This is a genomic window from Demequina sp. (assembly GCF_016278775.1).
Classification (GTDB): Bacteria; Actinomycetota; Actinomycetes; order Actinomycetales; family Demequinaceae; genus Demequina.
Window position 1 is genome coordinate 1 of the sequence record NZ_JADQBF010000068.1, and the last position, 13,996, is coordinate 13,996.

The 13,996-nt window shown below is 66.2% G+C and carries 17 protein-coding genes; 9 read left to right on the forward strand and 8 right to left on the reverse strand.

Going from position 1 to position 13,996, the window contains the following annotated elements; all coding sequences use genetic code 11:
• Window positions 1–96 precede the first annotated feature (96 nt).
• Entirely contained in the window at window positions 97–804 is a 708-nt protein-coding gene (locus QZZ33_RS07940; RefSeq protein ID WP_291379239.1) for a TetR/AcrR family transcriptional regulator C-terminal domain-containing protein, read from the reverse strand.
• Between the two features lie 193 nt (window positions 805–997).
• On the opposite strand from QZZ33_RS07940, the gene QZZ33_RS07945 reads away from it, so the two are divergent.
• Window positions 998–1,153: a DUF6131 family protein gene (locus tag QZZ33_RS07945; RefSeq protein ID WP_291379240.1), complete on the forward strand. Its 156-nt coding sequence runs from the start codon at window positions 998–1,000 to the stop codon at window positions 1,151–1,153.
• 96 nt (window positions 1,154–1,249) lie between these two features.
• Window positions 1,250–1,516: a DUF6458 family protein gene (locus tag QZZ33_RS07950; RefSeq protein ID WP_291379241.1), complete on the forward strand. Its 267-nt coding sequence runs from the start codon at window positions 1,250–1,252 to the stop codon at window positions 1,514–1,516.
• A gap of 78 nt (window positions 1,517–1,594) precedes the next feature.
• On the opposite strand, the gene QZZ33_RS07955 is transcribed toward QZZ33_RS07950, so the two are convergent.
• Both QZZ33_RS07955 and QZZ33_RS07960 read right to left on the reverse strand, forming a co-directional pair.
• Window positions 1,595–4,600 (reverse strand): EAL domain-containing protein, encoded by a 3,006-nt coding sequence (locus tag QZZ33_RS07955; protein WP_291379242.1) that lies wholly within the window; start codon window positions 4,598–4,600, stop codon window positions 1,595–1,597.
• A gap of 187 nt (window positions 4,601–4,787) precedes the next feature.
• Entirely contained in the window at window positions 4,788–5,738 is a 951-nt protein-coding gene (locus tag QZZ33_RS07960) for a LysR family transcriptional regulator (protein ID WP_291379243.1), read from the reverse strand.
• A gap of 103 nt (window positions 5,739–5,841) precedes the next feature.
• On the opposite strand from QZZ33_RS07960, the gene QZZ33_RS07965 reads away from it, so the two are divergent.
• Together QZZ33_RS07965 and QZZ33_RS07970 are read left to right on the forward strand one after the other, a co-directional pair.
• A complete protein-coding gene (locus QZZ33_RS07965) occupies window positions 5,842–6,711 on the forward strand; it encodes an aldo/keto reductase (RefSeq protein WP_291379244.1) in 870 nt (289 codons plus the stop codon).
• Window positions 6,712–6,715: 4 nt separating this feature from the next.
• Window positions 6,716–7,648: an aldo/keto reductase gene (locus tag QZZ33_RS07970; RefSeq protein ID WP_291379245.1), complete on the forward strand. Its 933-nt coding sequence runs from the start codon at window positions 6,716–6,718 to the stop codon at window positions 7,646–7,648.
• Between the two features lie 100 nt (window positions 7,649–7,748).
• On the opposite strand, the gene QZZ33_RS07975 is transcribed toward QZZ33_RS07970, so the two are convergent.
• On the reverse strand, window positions 7,749–8,834 hold the full coding sequence (locus QZZ33_RS07975; RefSeq protein ID WP_291379246.1) for a hypothetical protein: 1,086 nt from the start codon (window positions 8,832–8,834) through the stop codon (window positions 7,749–7,751).
• Window positions 8,835–8,975: 141 nt separating this feature from the next.
• Here QZZ33_RS07975 and QZZ33_RS07980 point away from each other — a divergent pair, with 141 nt between their 5' ends.
• The gene (locus QZZ33_RS07980; RefSeq protein ID WP_291379247.1) at window positions 8,976–9,515 is read left to right on the forward strand and encodes a peptidylprolyl isomerase; all 540 of its coding nucleotides are present in this window, start codon (window positions 8,976–8,978) and stop codon (window positions 9,513–9,515) included.
• 8 nt (window positions 9,516–9,523) lie between these two features.
• Window positions 9,524–10,300: a rhomboid family intramembrane serine protease gene (locus QZZ33_RS07985; protein WP_291379248.1), complete on the forward strand. Its 777-nt coding sequence runs from the start codon at window positions 9,524–9,526 to the stop codon at window positions 10,298–10,300.
• An 84-nt stretch (window positions 10,301–10,384) separates the two neighbouring features.
• Here QZZ33_RS07985 and QZZ33_RS07990 read toward each other — a convergent pair whose 3' ends face one another.
• A complete protein-coding gene (locus QZZ33_RS07990; RefSeq protein WP_291379249.1) occupies window positions 10,385–10,678 on the reverse strand; it encodes a cell division protein CrgA in 294 nt (97 codons plus the stop codon).
• A 108-nt stretch (window positions 10,679–10,786) separates the two neighbouring features.
• Here QZZ33_RS07990 and QZZ33_RS07995 point away from each other — a divergent pair, with 108 nt between their 5' ends.
• The 3 genes from QZZ33_RS07995 to QZZ33_RS08005 are packed head-to-tail and all read left to right on the forward strand — an operon-like array spanning window position 10,787 to window position 12,401.
• Window positions 10,787–11,620: a class E sortase gene (locus QZZ33_RS07995; protein WP_291379250.1), complete on the forward strand. Its 834-nt coding sequence runs from the start codon at window positions 10,787–10,789 to the stop codon at window positions 11,618–11,620.
• On the forward strand, window positions 11,620–11,778 hold the full coding sequence (locus tag QZZ33_RS08000) for a hypothetical protein (RefSeq protein WP_291379251.1): 159 nt from the start codon (window positions 11,620–11,622) through the stop codon (window positions 11,776–11,778). Before QZZ33_RS07995 ends, QZZ33_RS08000 begins: the two co-directional genes overlap by 1 nt.
• The gene (locus QZZ33_RS08005) at window positions 11,778–12,401 is read left to right on the forward strand and encodes an aminodeoxychorismate/anthranilate synthase component II (protein ID WP_291379252.1); all 624 of its coding nucleotides are present in this window, start codon (window positions 11,778–11,780) and stop codon (window positions 12,399–12,401) included. Before QZZ33_RS08000 ends, QZZ33_RS08005 begins: the two co-directional genes overlap by 1 nt.
• Window positions 12,402–12,408: 7 nt before the next feature.
• Here QZZ33_RS08005 and QZZ33_RS08010 read toward each other — a convergent pair whose 3' ends face one another.
• From QZZ33_RS08010 to QZZ33_RS08020, 3 genes are read right to left on the reverse strand one after another with little or no spacing between them, the layout of a single operon-like run.
• Window positions 12,409–13,287: a prenyltransferase gene (locus QZZ33_RS08010; protein WP_366475850.1), complete on the reverse strand. Its 879-nt coding sequence runs from the start codon at window positions 13,285–13,287 to the stop codon at window positions 12,409–12,411.
• Window positions 13,284–13,601, reverse strand: coding sequence for a lycopene cyclase domain-containing protein (locus QZZ33_RS08015; RefSeq protein WP_291379253.1), 318 nt, complete (start codon window positions 13,599–13,601; stop codon window positions 13,284–13,286). The genes QZZ33_RS08010 and QZZ33_RS08015 overlap by 4 nt, the downstream gene beginning before the upstream one ends.
• Window positions 13,598–13,924, reverse strand: coding sequence for a lycopene cyclase domain-containing protein (locus QZZ33_RS08020; RefSeq protein ID WP_291379254.1), 327 nt, complete (start codon window positions 13,922–13,924; stop codon window positions 13,598–13,600). Before QZZ33_RS08020 ends, QZZ33_RS08015 begins: the two co-directional genes overlap by 4 nt.
• Window positions 13,925–13,996: the final 72 nt, after the last annotated feature.

Consider the following 13,996-nt stretch of genomic DNA (forward strand, 5'->3'; position numbering starts at 1 on the left):
AGCGCCTGCTTTGCAAGCAGGAGGTCAGGGGTTCGATTCCCCTAGGCTCCACCATTTTCCTGTGAGGCAGCGCCGCACACCTCGCACGCCGGTGACTCACAGCTTCAGTTCCTGCGGCGGAACGTGAGGACGTAACTGGGCCTTGAGGCCGGTCAGCAACATGTCAAGGCCGCGCTCCATCTCTGCCGCACCGTCATAGGCGGTGAGCACGGGCGCGAGGCTACGTAGCCGGGGGAACTCGCGTAGCGGAAGGCGATGTAGGCCAAGGCGGAGGAGGTCGTCCGTCTCCTCCGGGTTGTCGACGAGTTCCTGCGACTCGTTCAGCACATGGCCCTGGATGAAGCCGTAGAACGACCGATAGACGTGTAGGGCGTCGACCGTGGAGAAGCCCGCGTTGATGAGCAGTTCGAGGATCGCCTCGAGCGGCCGCAAACTCCCCAACGGCCGCAAGGCGATGGGGGTAGCCAACGGCCGGGTGACGAGCAGCGGAATGACGTTCGGGTGAGAGAGTGCGACGGCGCGAAACTCGCGGGCGAAGGCGCGAAGTTGTCCCGGCCAGTCGTCGTCGGTGGTCACGACCGAAAGGTCCGCGAGCACCAACTCCGCAACCCCATCGAGAAGTTCCGCCTTGGTCGCGGCGTGGCGATACAGCGACATCGGGTCGCGGCCGATTGCGCGGCCGAGCCTCCGCATCGACAGCCCATCGATGCCGACCTCATCGATGATCTCCAGCGCCGCGCGCAACACCTCTTCACGACCGGTGTTCGAGGCCTTGACATTGCCTCGAGCTGTGCGGGGTGTCATGTGCGGATCCTCCGGCTTCGACATTGGCGATGGTGAGCAGGTGATGAATACAGCGTATACCGACGTTGTAGCGCTACGTGTTGACAACCGTCGGTACCCGGGTTCTAATGGAATCTACAGCGTAGTCCTACTATGTCGCGCAACCCCCCAGCCGTCGTAGTGGCCGCGACCCCCATCACGGAATGGAGCCACTATGATCCTTCTTGGAATCGTCCTGTTCGTCATCGGGCTCATCGCCCCCGTCCCCCTGTTGCAGACCATCGGCATCATTCTCATTGTCGTCGGGCTCATCTTGATGCTCCTTGGCCGCGCGGGCCGCGGAGTGGGGGGCCGCCGACACTACTGGTAGGCGCGTAGCTCCGCCCAAGGTCCTCTTGGGCCCAGAAGATTTCGCGTCACTCAATGAGTACCCGAGGGAGACTCTCTCCCCAATGAAAGGAACATCATGGGCATCGGTTTCAGCATTTTCCTCTTTGCAGTAGGAGCCATCCTCACCTTCGCGGTCGACGCGACGTTGGCCGGATTGGACATCGACGTCGTCGGCATCATCTTGATGATCGCCGGCGTAGTGGGCCTGCTCCTCACGCTCCTCGTGTTCGCGCCGAGGCGCCGTCGCACGGTCACCGAGACGCAAGGTGGCTACCAGGCAGAGCCGGGCACACGGACCACAAGGACGACCACGGACGACTCTTCTGGGCCACCGGTGGCCTAAGGACACTCGGTGTAACGCGAGCCCCGGGCCACACGGCCTGGGGCTCGCGCACGTTCGGACCCAACCGGGGCCGATCGCTCAGGGGCTAAGCCCGGCGCCCTTGTCGTGCAGGTCGCGGCCCAGCAGATCCGCGACACGATCTCCTGCCACGGCAGGCATGAACAGGAAGCCCTGGCCGGTCGCGCAACCCAGGCTCTGCAGGAAGACCAGCTGCTCCTCGGTCTCGACGCCCTCTGCGAGCACGGCAAGCCCCAGGGCCTTGCCCAGTTGCACCAGAGAAGAGATCAATTCGGCGCTGTTGCCGCCCGCGGTCAGCGACTGAATGAATGACCTGTCGATCTTGAACGCCTCGACCGGGAAGCGGTGTAGCGTCTCGAGCGAGGAGTAGCCGGTCCCGAAGTCGTCGATATGAAGCCGCAGCCCCGCCTCATGCAGCTTGTCCATGATGCGCAGGGCCATCTCTGGGCGGCGCATCAGCACACCTTCGGTGATCTCGATCGTCAGCATCTCTGGCGGGAGCTCGTGACGCCTCAGGGTCGTGAGCACGTGAGTCAACAGATCCTGGCTCCAGAACTCCTTGTCCGAGATGTTGATGCTGACGTTGGTGACCTGCGGACCCCACTCGGCCAGACGTTGGCAGACCTCGTCCAGCACCCAGTGGCCCAGTTGGACGATGAGTGAAGTCTCTTCGATGTCGGAAAGAAACTCGGTAGGTTCAATCAACCCTCGCTCGGGGTGGCGCCAACGTACCAACGCCTCGAAGCGGTCCGTGCGCCCCGTGTCGAGGTTGACGATGGGCTGATAGTGCACCTCGAACTGGTTGACTTGCAGCCCATGCAGCACTTCCCTGGCGAGTTCCGCCCTGCGCTGGGCGCTCGCGTGCATCGGCGCATCGAAGAACGCCACCGTCCCCGGCTCCGCCGCCTTGGCCCGGTACATCGCAGCGTCGGCGTCGCGCAGAACCTCTTCGGCTGAGGTGTACTCCACCGCGCTGGAAGCCACTCCGATGCTCGCGCGCGTGGCGATCTCGTGTCCGTCAAATAGGCGCACTTGTGAGAGGGCCTTCTGCACCCGCCTCGCCGCCGCCATCGCGCTCGACGGCTCGGTGTCGGCTAGCAGGATCACAAACTCGTCACCGCCGAACCGCGCCGCCATGTCCATCGCGCGCAGTTCGCGGGAGATCTCGGCCGCGACCGTCTTGAGCACACGGTCACCCATCTGGTGCCCCAGCGAATCGTTGATGAGCTTGAAGTCGTCGAGGTCGAGGAACAGCACGGAGAACGGGACCTCGGTGCGCCTCCAGCGCGCGAGCGCCTGCTCCAACTGTTGGACGAACAGCAGGCGGTTGGGCAACCCCGTGAGGGAGTCGAACAGCGCGCTCCTGCGAATCTCTTCTTGGCGACGCTGAGACTCGAGTGCGGCGCACAGCAGAGCGGCCCAGTGTTGGTAGGTCTCGCGCTCGGTGGTGGGGTCGATGGTCACGATCACGGCGAGCAGACCCCAGTCTTGCTCCGGTGTGCTGACCGGCACCACCAGGCACACCTCGCGGTCCGATCCTGACGCCATGGAGATGAGGGCCTTCGGGGGGAACTCCTCGGTCGGCAGGTTCGTGCCGACGAGGTCCAACGGAGCGCCAGCGTCGCCATACTCGCCGACAATCGTGAGTAGCCCTGAGGCCGGGCCATCGTCCCACAATGCGAGAGCCCCCGCCTTGACACTGGTTCCCGTCAGCCAGTGCAGGTCTCTCGGGTCGGAGCCGCTCGTGGCAACGAGCCCGGCGTCCACCGTGAACTGCTCGACTACCGCGGCGTTGGTGATCTCGGCGTGGTGCAGGAACGCGCTGGCCTGCGCCTTCCACAGCGCGGCCGCGAGCAGAGCCGGCACGGCGGACGCCCCGTCCGCGGTCGAGCCGATCTGCGGCCCCGCCTGCTGCGTGTACTCAATCATCGCGTCCGTGAAGCGACGCACCGTGTCCGGCCGGGAGGTGAGGTCCCGCAGCGAAGTGGCGAGGGCGTGGATCTGTGCGGGCGTCGCTTGGTCGCCCAGCTCGAGCAGGTCTACGGCATCGCGAACGGTCGCGGTGGCCGCGTCACGGTACTGACTGTCGACCGCCTCGTCGCCGGTGCGCAATTCCCTGTCGAGCGCGTACTGGAGCCGCTCGCGCAAGAGGGCCGAAGGCGCCCGGCGACCTTTGCTGTCGTCCTCGTATGGGTCATGCGGTGTCTCAGCTTCGCACCCACATGACTCCCGCAGGGTAAGAGCGGCCGATTCTGGCGTGACGGTGGTGTTCGGTGCCGCCTCGCCCCGGATGCCGGCCACGAGGAGGCGGGCGGCGAGCGCTCCCACCTCGTCGAAGCGTGGGTCGACGGTCGAGAGCGTGGGCGTGGCAAACGCTCCGGCGGCGATGTTGTCGAACGCGACGATGGCGAGGTCACGTGGGATGGTCAACCCGGCCTCCGTCAGTGCGCGCGTGAGGCCGATCGCATTGCGGTCGGTGCCTACCATCACGGCGGTGGGGCGATCCGGGGCATCGAGAAGGGCGCGGGCTGCGACGGCTCCGCCCGTCTCGCCGTTCTCCGGCGTGGCGAACATGAGTGAGGGGTCTGCGACAAGGCCGTGCGACTCGAGCGTCTCTTGGTAGGCGTCGAAGCGTTGACGGATGTCCCGTTGGGCGAGGTTGCCGACAAATCCGATGTGCTTGTGACCATGCTCGATGAGGTGATCGACAGCGGCGACGGTTCCGCGGTGGTTGTCCGGCCGAGTGACTGGCGCTTGGAAGTCTCCCGTCTGAGTGCTCGAGAGCAGCACCACCGGCTTTCCTGCCGCGCGAAGCCGGTGCAGATACGGCGCGCCAGCGGCTGTGGTCAGCGAAATGACGCCATCGACTTGTGACCAAGCGACTGGCGTGGCGAAGCTGCCAGGCTCTCCGGCCTCGTCACGGGGCGCCGACTCGCGGAGGGTCTCCACGACCACCAGGCGCCCGCCCGCAGCAACGATCTCCCTCGCAAGGCCAGCAAGAACATCCCCGAAGAAGTCTCCGCCGAGGCTCGGGGTCAGCACAAGGGCGGTCAGTGAATGAGTCATCGGTGACCGCTCGCTCCGCATGCAGTGCCCCGCATGTTGTCCTCTCGCCCCCGTCGCATCGCGCGCGGGGAAGCTCGCCAAGTGGGGTGATTCCCGGACGCAGACTCTACTCGCCTCCGGAGGAGTTCTGCGGTCCTTGTGACGTGAACCTCACGGGCCTGCACAGCACGCGTGTGTGTCGACGGACTCATGCCGGGAGGGTCTCGCTGGCCATCGACGCCTCTTCGCGCCCATCGCCAACGGGCACCGCTCCCCTGCACGCAGGAGCGTCGGCCAACAACTCCAAGAGGTGCGGCGCGGCCGAATCCACCCCCGCACGCTGGGACTGCACCACGGACACCTCCCAGCGGGGCGCGTCGTGCGGCATGGCCACCGTCGCCAGCCGCGAGGCCTGCGGCTTGTTGGACACGTGCCGCGGCACGATCGCCACGCCCAGCCCGCGATCCACGAAGTCAAGGAGTGTGTGCACGTCACTCACCTGGAAGCGCACGCGCCGCATCAGCCCGCGCGACTCGAAGGCCGCATCGGTCAGCGGCCGTACCCCCCAAGTGGGGTCAAAGTCGACGTGATCCTCGACGGCGAGTTGCTCCCACGACGCGACGGCGACGTCGGCAAGGGGGTGCTCCGGCGGGCACACCAACACGAGGTCCTCATGACCGAGAGCGTGGTGTGGCAGCGTGCCAAGGTGCGCGGCGGCCGCCACAAACGCGACGTCGAGGGCGTCGGCGCGGACCGAATCGATGAGGTCGTGCGAGCCCGCCTGCCTGAACTGGATCTCGACTTGCGGATGGCGGCGGTGGAATCTGTCGATGAGCGCGGTCGCGTCGATGACGCCAAGGCACTGCTCGGTGCCGATGCGCAGGGTGCCGGAGACCTGGTGGGTCGCGTGGACGACCGCGTCGCGGGCGGCGCGTGCCTGGTCCAGCAGGGCGCGGGCGTGGGGTAGCAGGGCGAGCGCGGCGTCGGTGGGCTCGACGCGGCGGGTAGTTCGGGTGAACAACGACGCTCCGAGTTCCTGCTCCAGCCCGCGGATACCTGCGGAGAGGCCTGATTGTGACACCCCCATGAGTTGGGCGGCGCGCGTGAAGTGGCGCTCGTCGGCGAGCGTCACGAGGTACTCCATCTGCCGCAACTCCATTGAGCACTCCTGTTTCTGGAAGTCATCAGTCACAATCGTTGGACTTCTAAGTTACCTCTTTCTATGCTCAAAGGGAACCCGTATCCCAACTCTGGAGGTCACCGTGCGCGAGCGCACTATCGGCAATCGTTCCGTCTCGGCCATCGGCCTGGGCGGAATGCCCATGTCCATCGAAGGCCGCCCCGACAGGGAGCAGTCCATCGCTACCATTCACGCCGCGCTCGACGCCGGCGTGACCTTCATTGATACCGCCGACAGCTACCACCTCAAGGCAGGCGAGGTGGGTCACAACGAGTCGCTCATCGCCGAGGCCCTGAGTTCGTACGGCTCCGACACGTCCGGCATCCTTGTCGCCACCAAGGCTGGCCACCTGCGCCCTGGCGACGGCACGTGGACCCAGAACGGCGACCCCGACTACGTCAAGCTGGCCGCCAAGGCGTCGGCGCAGCGCCTCGGCGTCGAGGCCATCGGCCTGTTCCAGTTCCACCGCCCTGACCCCAAGGTCCCGTACGCCGACTCGATCGGCGCCGTGGTCGAACTTCTGGACGAGGGCGTCATCGAGATGGCGGGCATCTCCAACGCCAACCCCGAGCAGATCCGCCAGGCCAACGACCTGCTGGGCGGCCGCCTGGTGAGCGTTCAGAACCAGTTCTCTCCCGCGTTCGTGAGCAGCTACCCTGAACTCGAGGTCTGCGCCGAGATGAACATCGCGTTCCTACCGTGGAGCCCGCTCGGCGGCATCTCCCGTGCCGGCGACGTCGGCCAGAACCACCAGGCCTTCCAAGACATCGCCGACGCCCATGGCGTCTCCCCCCAGCGCGTCACCCTCGCGTGGGAGCTCGCCCTCGCCGATGTGGTCATCCCGATCCCCGGCGCCTCCAAGCCGGCGTCCATCACCGACTCGGCGCAAGCACCAGAACTCGAGCTCACGGCCGACGAGGTCGCCCAGCTCAGCGCCGTCCTGAAGGGCTGAGCGCATGAAGACATTCACCCTTCCCGGCACCGACATGGTGGTGCCCGAGGTGATCCTCGGGCTCATGCGCATCCAAGAGAAGACCGACGAGGAGGTGCGCGAGTTGGTGGGCACGGCGCTCGACGCCGGTATCACCTTCATGGACCACGCGGACGTCTACGGCGACGGCTACCACGGCTGCGAGCGCCGTTTCGCCGAGGCGATGCAGTTCAGCTCCTCGCAGCGCGAGCAGATGGTCATCCAAACCAAGGCCGGCATCGTCAAGGAGAATCCGTCCTTCGACTTCTCCTACGAGCGACTCGTCGGTCAGGTCGAAGGCTCTCTCGAGGCGCTCGGCACCGACTACATCGACATCCTGCTGCTGCACCGCCCCGACGCCCTCATGGAGCCGGCGGAGGTCGCCCGCGCGTTCGACGACCTCAAGGCGTCAGGCAAGGTGCGTCACTTTGGCGTCTCCAACCAGACGCCCGGCCAGATGGACCTGCTACGCCAGCACCTCAATGTGCCGATCGTGGCCAACCAGATCCAGATGTCGGTGACGCACTCGCCCGCTATCGCGCACGGCGTGGCAAACAACATGCAGGCACTTGACCAGTCCATCGGCCGCGACAACGGCACCGTGGACTACTGCCACCTGCACGACATCGCGCTGCAGGCCTGGTCGCCGTTCCAGGCGGGCTTCTTCACGGGCGTGTTCTTGGGCAACCCCGAGTACGCAGAACTCAACGCCGTGATCGACCGCCTCGCGGCACAGTACGGCGTGGAACCGATCGCGATCGCGACCGCGTGGATCCTGCGGCACCCGGCCAAGTGGCAAGTGGTGCTGGGCACCACCACGCCTCAGCGTGTGGCCGCCGCCGCCAAGGGCTCCGGCGTGGAACTCACGCGCGCCGAGTGGTACGAGATGTTCAGGGCCGCCGGCTACACGGTTCCGTAAGGGGACGTCAGGCGCGGCGGAGAGCAACCACCAAGCCTCCGCACATGACGAAGCGCGGGGAGCGATCCGTCTCGGATCGCTCCCCGCGCTTGTTGTGGTGCTACTTGGTGTCGGTCTTCTTGGCCGGTGCTCGCTTGGCGGGAGCCTTCTTGGCCGTGCTGGCGGAGGTGGCGCGCTTAGCCGGTGCCTTCTTGGCTGGAGTGTCGCTACCCGTCTCGTCCTCCCAGACGTCCTCGGCATCGTCGAGAGTGTCTGCCAGGCCGGATGCGGCACGTGAACGGGCCGTGATCACGCCATCGCGCACGCGCTGGGCTTCGGCCGCAGCGGTGGTCCTGGCACGATCCACCACGGGGGTGGCGGCCTCGCGTGCCTTGTGGGCAGCATCCTTCGCCTTGTCGACGTACGGGGTTGCCTGCTCCCGCGCCTTGTCGATGTACGGGGTTGCCTGCTCCTTGGCCCTGTCCACGTAGGGCTGGCCCTGCTCCGCGAGCTTCTTGGCTTCGCTCGCGGCGGCTTCGCGTGCCTTTTCGTATGCGGGGCCCGCCTTCTCGCCGACGGTGCCAGCTGCGGCAGCGACGGCGTTGGCGGCCTTCTTCGCGGCTGCGGTGGCCGAGTCGGCCGCGCGGTTCACGTCACGACGCAACTTCGCCTGGAAGTCACCGTCTTCACCGGAAAACTCCCAGTCGTCGTCTCCGGCCCAGTCATCCCGGCCCCTGTCACGACGAGCCCAAACAACGAGCGCGGCGCCAGCGGCGCCGGCGACCAGTACGGGAATGAGGACCTTGGCCCACGTCCCGCCACCGTGCTTGTCTTCCTGCTCTTCGCCTGCATGGTCGATCGCCGAGACCACTGCGGGAATGGCGGCGCCCACGATTGCGCCACGGGCCACGTCGACCCAGTGTCCAGCCGTGTCGCCAGCCTTGTGCACGTAAGGGCTCGCCTTGCGTGCGGCTGCGCGCTTGGCCTTCTCGGCACGCGGCGCTGCCCATTCCTTCGCTTCGCCCACTCGGGGTCCGGCCCAGTCCTTGGCGCGCTCGGCACGGGGACCCGCCCACTGCTTGGCCGTTCGTGCGGCCTTGCTCGCAGCGTCGGCCGCGTGTTCTGCCGCCTCGCGCGCCGACTCAGCCGCCTCGAACGCTTGCTTACGGTATTTGTCCACGTCGATTTCGTCCCAACGTCTCTGCATTGCGGCCTCCTTGGTCGTGGTGCTTCTTCCCATCCTGCCACTTAGGTGAACGATGTGCGAGGCTCGTTTGATCCCTGCGCCACCAGCGAACACCGCTGCACCAGCCCAAATGCCCGCGGGACCTCATGGCACAATGGCCAGATGATCGCAACGCTGCAGACCACTGCGGGTGACATTCGCATCGAACTGTTCCCCAACCACGCCCCCGTCACCGTCGCCAACTTCACCGGCCTCGCCACTGGGGCCAAGGAGTGGACCGACCCCACAACGGGTGAATCAAGCACCGAGCCGTTTTACGACGGGCTCGTGTTCCACCGCGTCATCAACGGATTCATGATCCAGGGCGGTTGCCCCTTGGGCACCGGCACTGGCGGACCGGGCTACACGTTCGACGACGAGATCCACCCTGAGCTTGCCTTCAATGAGCCCTACCTGCTCGCCATGGCAAATGCGGGCAAGCGCATCAACCCCATGACGGGACAGCCGGGCGGCACCAATGGCTCGCAGTTCTTCATCACCGTGGGCCCGACCCCGCACTTGACCGGAGCGCACACCATCTTCGGCAAGGTCGTTGACGACGAGTCCAGGGCCGTGGTCGACAAGATCGCTACCACCCCTGTGGGCCTGGGCGACCGCCCAGAGGACGACGTGATGATCACGGGCGTCTCGATCGAGGAGTAGTCGCCCGGGTGAGCGAACCGACGCAGGGGGCGCCACAGCAGGCACCGCCCGTGTGCCCCCGCCATCCCGACAGGGTGAGTTACGTGCGGTGTCAGCGGTGCGAGCGCCCCGCATGCCCGCAGTGCCAGGTGCCAGCGCCCGTCGGCGTGCTGTGTGTGGATTGTGCGCGTGCCGCCAGTCAGGCGGCGCGCGGCGCCCGCACCGGTCTCGGATTCCCCAGGGCCCTAGGCCGTCCCTACGTCACCATCGGCATCATCGTCGCGAATGTGGCCTTTTATGTGTACGGCATGGGCGCTGGCCTGTCCCGCTGGCATGCCACGTACGGGCTGTGGCCGGCGCTGACCGACCAAGAGCCCTGGCGATGGCTCACCTCTGGCTTTGTGCATGGCAGCCTGTGGCACATCGGCATCAACATGTATGTGCTCTATCAGTTTGGTAGCCAACTTGAGCAGGTGATGGGCCGTCTGAGGTTCGGGATCCTGTACGGGGTCTCGCTCGTGGGCGGCTCCGCCGCCATTCAGGTGCTCGCTACACCAAACTCCCTGCACGTGGGCGCCTCTGGCGCCGTGTTCGGCATGTTCGGTGCCTATGGAATCCTGCTCTACAAGCTCAAGTTGCCGTGGCAGAGCATGGCCACGACGGCCGGACTCTGGCTAGCGGTGGGTTTCTTCTTACCTGGCATCTCGTGGGAGGGGCACATCGGTGGCCTGCTGCTTGGCACGCTCACGATGGGCGTGATGCTACGGCTCGTGGGTCAGTCACCCTTCACCCGCGTGAGGCGCTAGAGAAATGACAGCGGTGTAGTTTTCCCCCGCCTGTGGAAATCTCTGGGGAGAACTACAGCGGTGTAACTCAGTGAGAGCCGCCAGCTACTTCCAGCGCGTGAGCAAACCCATCGCGGCCAGCAGCATGGCAAAGCCGATGAAGATGTTGACGTTGCCGATTTCGAACGGGTACTGCCCGCGGGAGATGTAGTACACGAGGATCCACGTGAGGCCCACCAGGAGCAGGGTCGAGAATGCCGGCACCAACCACTTGGGATTGTCAGACGGCGGCCTGGTGGCGCTGCGCGGAACCTTGTAGGCGTTGGACTTGTTGCGCTTCTTCGAGACGGCCACGATGCCCTCCTGGATCACTGACGATGTGGTGCGGCGCGGCCGCACGGAGCGACCAATTGTGCCCCAGCGTACCGGTCGTGAAGACGTGACCCATCATCGCGTCGTCACGGGAGAGCGGTCGGAAGAACGGGCCTACCGTACTCTTGAAGCCCTATGACCGTGCACCTGCCCCCAGACGTCGGCTCCCGGACGCCACCCGAGGCGCGCCCCGAGCGTCCCGTGCGCCGGGTCGTCGACCGCGGCATGGTGGTCGTGGGTGAGATTCTCATCACGGCCGGCGTGATCTTGGGCCTGTTCGTGGTGTGGCAACTGTTCTACACCGACGTCCAGTCGGGCCGGATCCAGTCCGCCGCCCTCGACGAACTTGAGTTCCCAGAGACCGCCAGAGTGGAGGCCTCCGACAACGCCTCGACGGACACCGGTGTCGAGACTCCCGAGGTTGTCGAGCTGATTCCCGAGGACGCCAAGGTCTACTCGCCTGAGGGCGCCCCTGTGCTCGGCGAACTGGCGGAGGCCACCACGTTTGGTGCGCTCCACGTCCCGCGGTGGGGATACGACTACGTCAAGCCCATCTCGGAAGGCACCAACCGTGCGCGAGTGCTCGACCCCCTCGGCATTGGCCACTATTCCGAGACCGTGATGCCGGGCGCGGTGGGCAACTTCTCGGTCGCGGGTCACCGCACCACATACGGGAAGCCCTTCACCGACATCGACCAACTGCAGGAAGGCGACGCTCTCGTGGTGCAGACGGAATCCGCCTGGTACGTGTACCGAGTGACCGACTCCGAGATCGTGGCACCGTCCTACATGGCCGCCATCGCCCCCACCCCTGGCGAGCCAGGTGTCGCACCCACGGCCGCGTCGATCACCCTCACCACGTGTCACCCGAGGTACTCCGCCGCGCAGCGCTACATCGTGTATGGCGAGCTGGAGTATTGGGCGCCCACCGGTCAGGGCTACCCGAGCGAGATTGTCGAGGGCGCCTGATGTACGCGTGGATCTGGAGGCACCTGCCTGGGCCTGTCTGGGCGCGGGCCACCATCGCCGTACTGGCCCTTGCCATCGTCGTGCTGGTGCTGTTCGAATGGGTGTTCCCCGAAGTCTCGGCGCTCCTTCCCTTTCAAGAGCAGACGGTGAATGACTGATGACCCGCATCCTCGTGATCGACAACTATGACTCGTTCGTCTACACGATCGTGGGCTACTTGCGCCAAATGGGCGCCGAGACCGTGGTGGTGCGCAACGACGCCGTGGACTTCGCGGTGATCTCATCGTTTGACGGCGTGCTCGTGTCGCCCGGTCCAGGCACCCCGGCCGACGCTGGGGCTTCGATGGACGTCATTCGCGCCTGCGCCACGACCGGGGTTCCCATGCTGGGCGTGTGCTTGGGTCACCAGGCGCTCGCAGAGGTGTTCGGCGGCGTCGTCTCCCATGCACCAGAACTCATGCACGGCAAGACGTCGCTCGTGTCGCATGAGGGCGGCTCGGTGCTAGGCGGACTTCCCTCGCCGTTCACCGCGACGCGCTACCACTCCCTTGCCGTGGAGAACCCAAGCGTCCCCCTCGAGCTTGAGGTGACGGCCACCACCGCCAACGGAATCATCATGGGGCTGCGACACCGCGAGCTTCCGCTGCACGGAGTGCAGTTCCACCCGGAGTCAGTCCTCACGGAGGGCGGCCACAGGCTGCTCGCCAACTGGCTCGAGGTGTGCGGAATGCCCGACCCCGCCGCACGGTCGGAGGGACTGTCTCCGCTGGTGCGCAAGTAGCGCGTCGCTAGAGCCAGCCGTTTGCGCTCACGATCAGCAGCATCGTCACCAGAAAGCCCACCGGCTGATTGAGCCACAGGAACGTGCGCCAGCCCCGATTTGCGTCCTCGCACGTGGCGTCGGTGATGCGCAGAAACCGTGCCACCGAAGAGACGTAGGCGAGCGGCAGCGCTGCGGCGAGCACCCCCGGCCACGGGAGCACCAGCAGTACCGCGCTCGCGGCCGCATACATGACAAGCGCGAACCACGTGGTCACGCGGGCTCCCATGACGGTGCCGATCGAGGCGATGCCTCCCTCGCGGTCTGCTCGCACGTCTTGGACCGCTCCAAACGCGTGGCTCGCCATGCCCCACGCAACGAACGCAACCCAGATGGGCCACACGCCCCTCGCCGTGAGGTGCGTGCCGGTGAGCACAAGCGCGTACAACAGCGGCCCCGCGAAGTGCAGAGCCGAGGTGAGGGAGTCGAGGAACGGGCGCTCCTTGAAGCGCAGTACCGGTACGGAATAGGCCACTACCCCCGCCACAACGGCCACCAGCGTGGCCGATGAAGCCGCTGAGCCTTGGGTGAGGAGCCACGCGAGGGGAGGAAGCACCGTGATGGCCGAGGCCCACACGATGCCCCTGTGAACTCGCCTGGCGGCCTCGCGGTCCCGCACCACATCGCCCTCGATGCCGCCCTTGCGTGGGTTGCGCAAGTCGGACTCGTAGTCGAACACGTCGTTGACGCCGTACATGAGCAGGTTGTAGGGAATGAGAAAGAACACCGTGCCGATGATCAGGCGCGCGTCCACAGTGCCCTCGACCATCACGTAGGCAGCCGCAAACGGGAACGCCGTGTTGATCCAGCTCACGGGCCGCGAGGCACGGACGATGCTGAGGATCACGATTCGCCCTCCCCCTCGCGGGAGCCAGCTCCCAGGCGGCCAAGCCACGTCCACAGCGCGGGCACCAGCATGACGGCACCCAGCGTGTAGGAGAAGTCCTCGATCGGTGCGATCGGCACGCGGATCCCCAGAATCTTGGCCTCGTCGTAGGCCACCAGGTCCAATCCCACAATGATGTTGTCGAACACCGCGGTGAGGGCGATCAACACCAGCGCCGTGATCAGCAGCGGTCGGGGCGACAGCCGACGCAGCGTCGGCGCCGTGACCACGGCGATGACGGCGAGCACCGCGGCGGAAAGAACGACGTACGTCATGTCGCACCCCCCGCGCGCTCGCGGCGCCGCTCAAGCGCGCGCCACAACAGCAGCGTCTGGTACGTCAGCAGGATCAGGAAGAACACTTCCTCGAGAGGAACCTCCGGCGCCAGCTGTACGCCGGTCATGTACTCGGCGTCGCCCCGAAAGAAGATCCCCAGGCCTACTCCTGCGAGGTCCCACGCGAGGAACACGACTACGGCGACGCCGATGGTTGCGAGGGCCCGCCGCGGTTGTGCGAACACCGCCACGCGATAGCGCGCGTCGAGGAGTCCCAATCCGGCGATGCTGACGAGCAACGCGCCAAGGTAGGCGAAGCTCACGCGCGCTCCGGGGCGGAGCCAGCGCTAGCGTCATCCGCAGGCGAGCCACCGGATAGGGGCGCGACGGCGCGG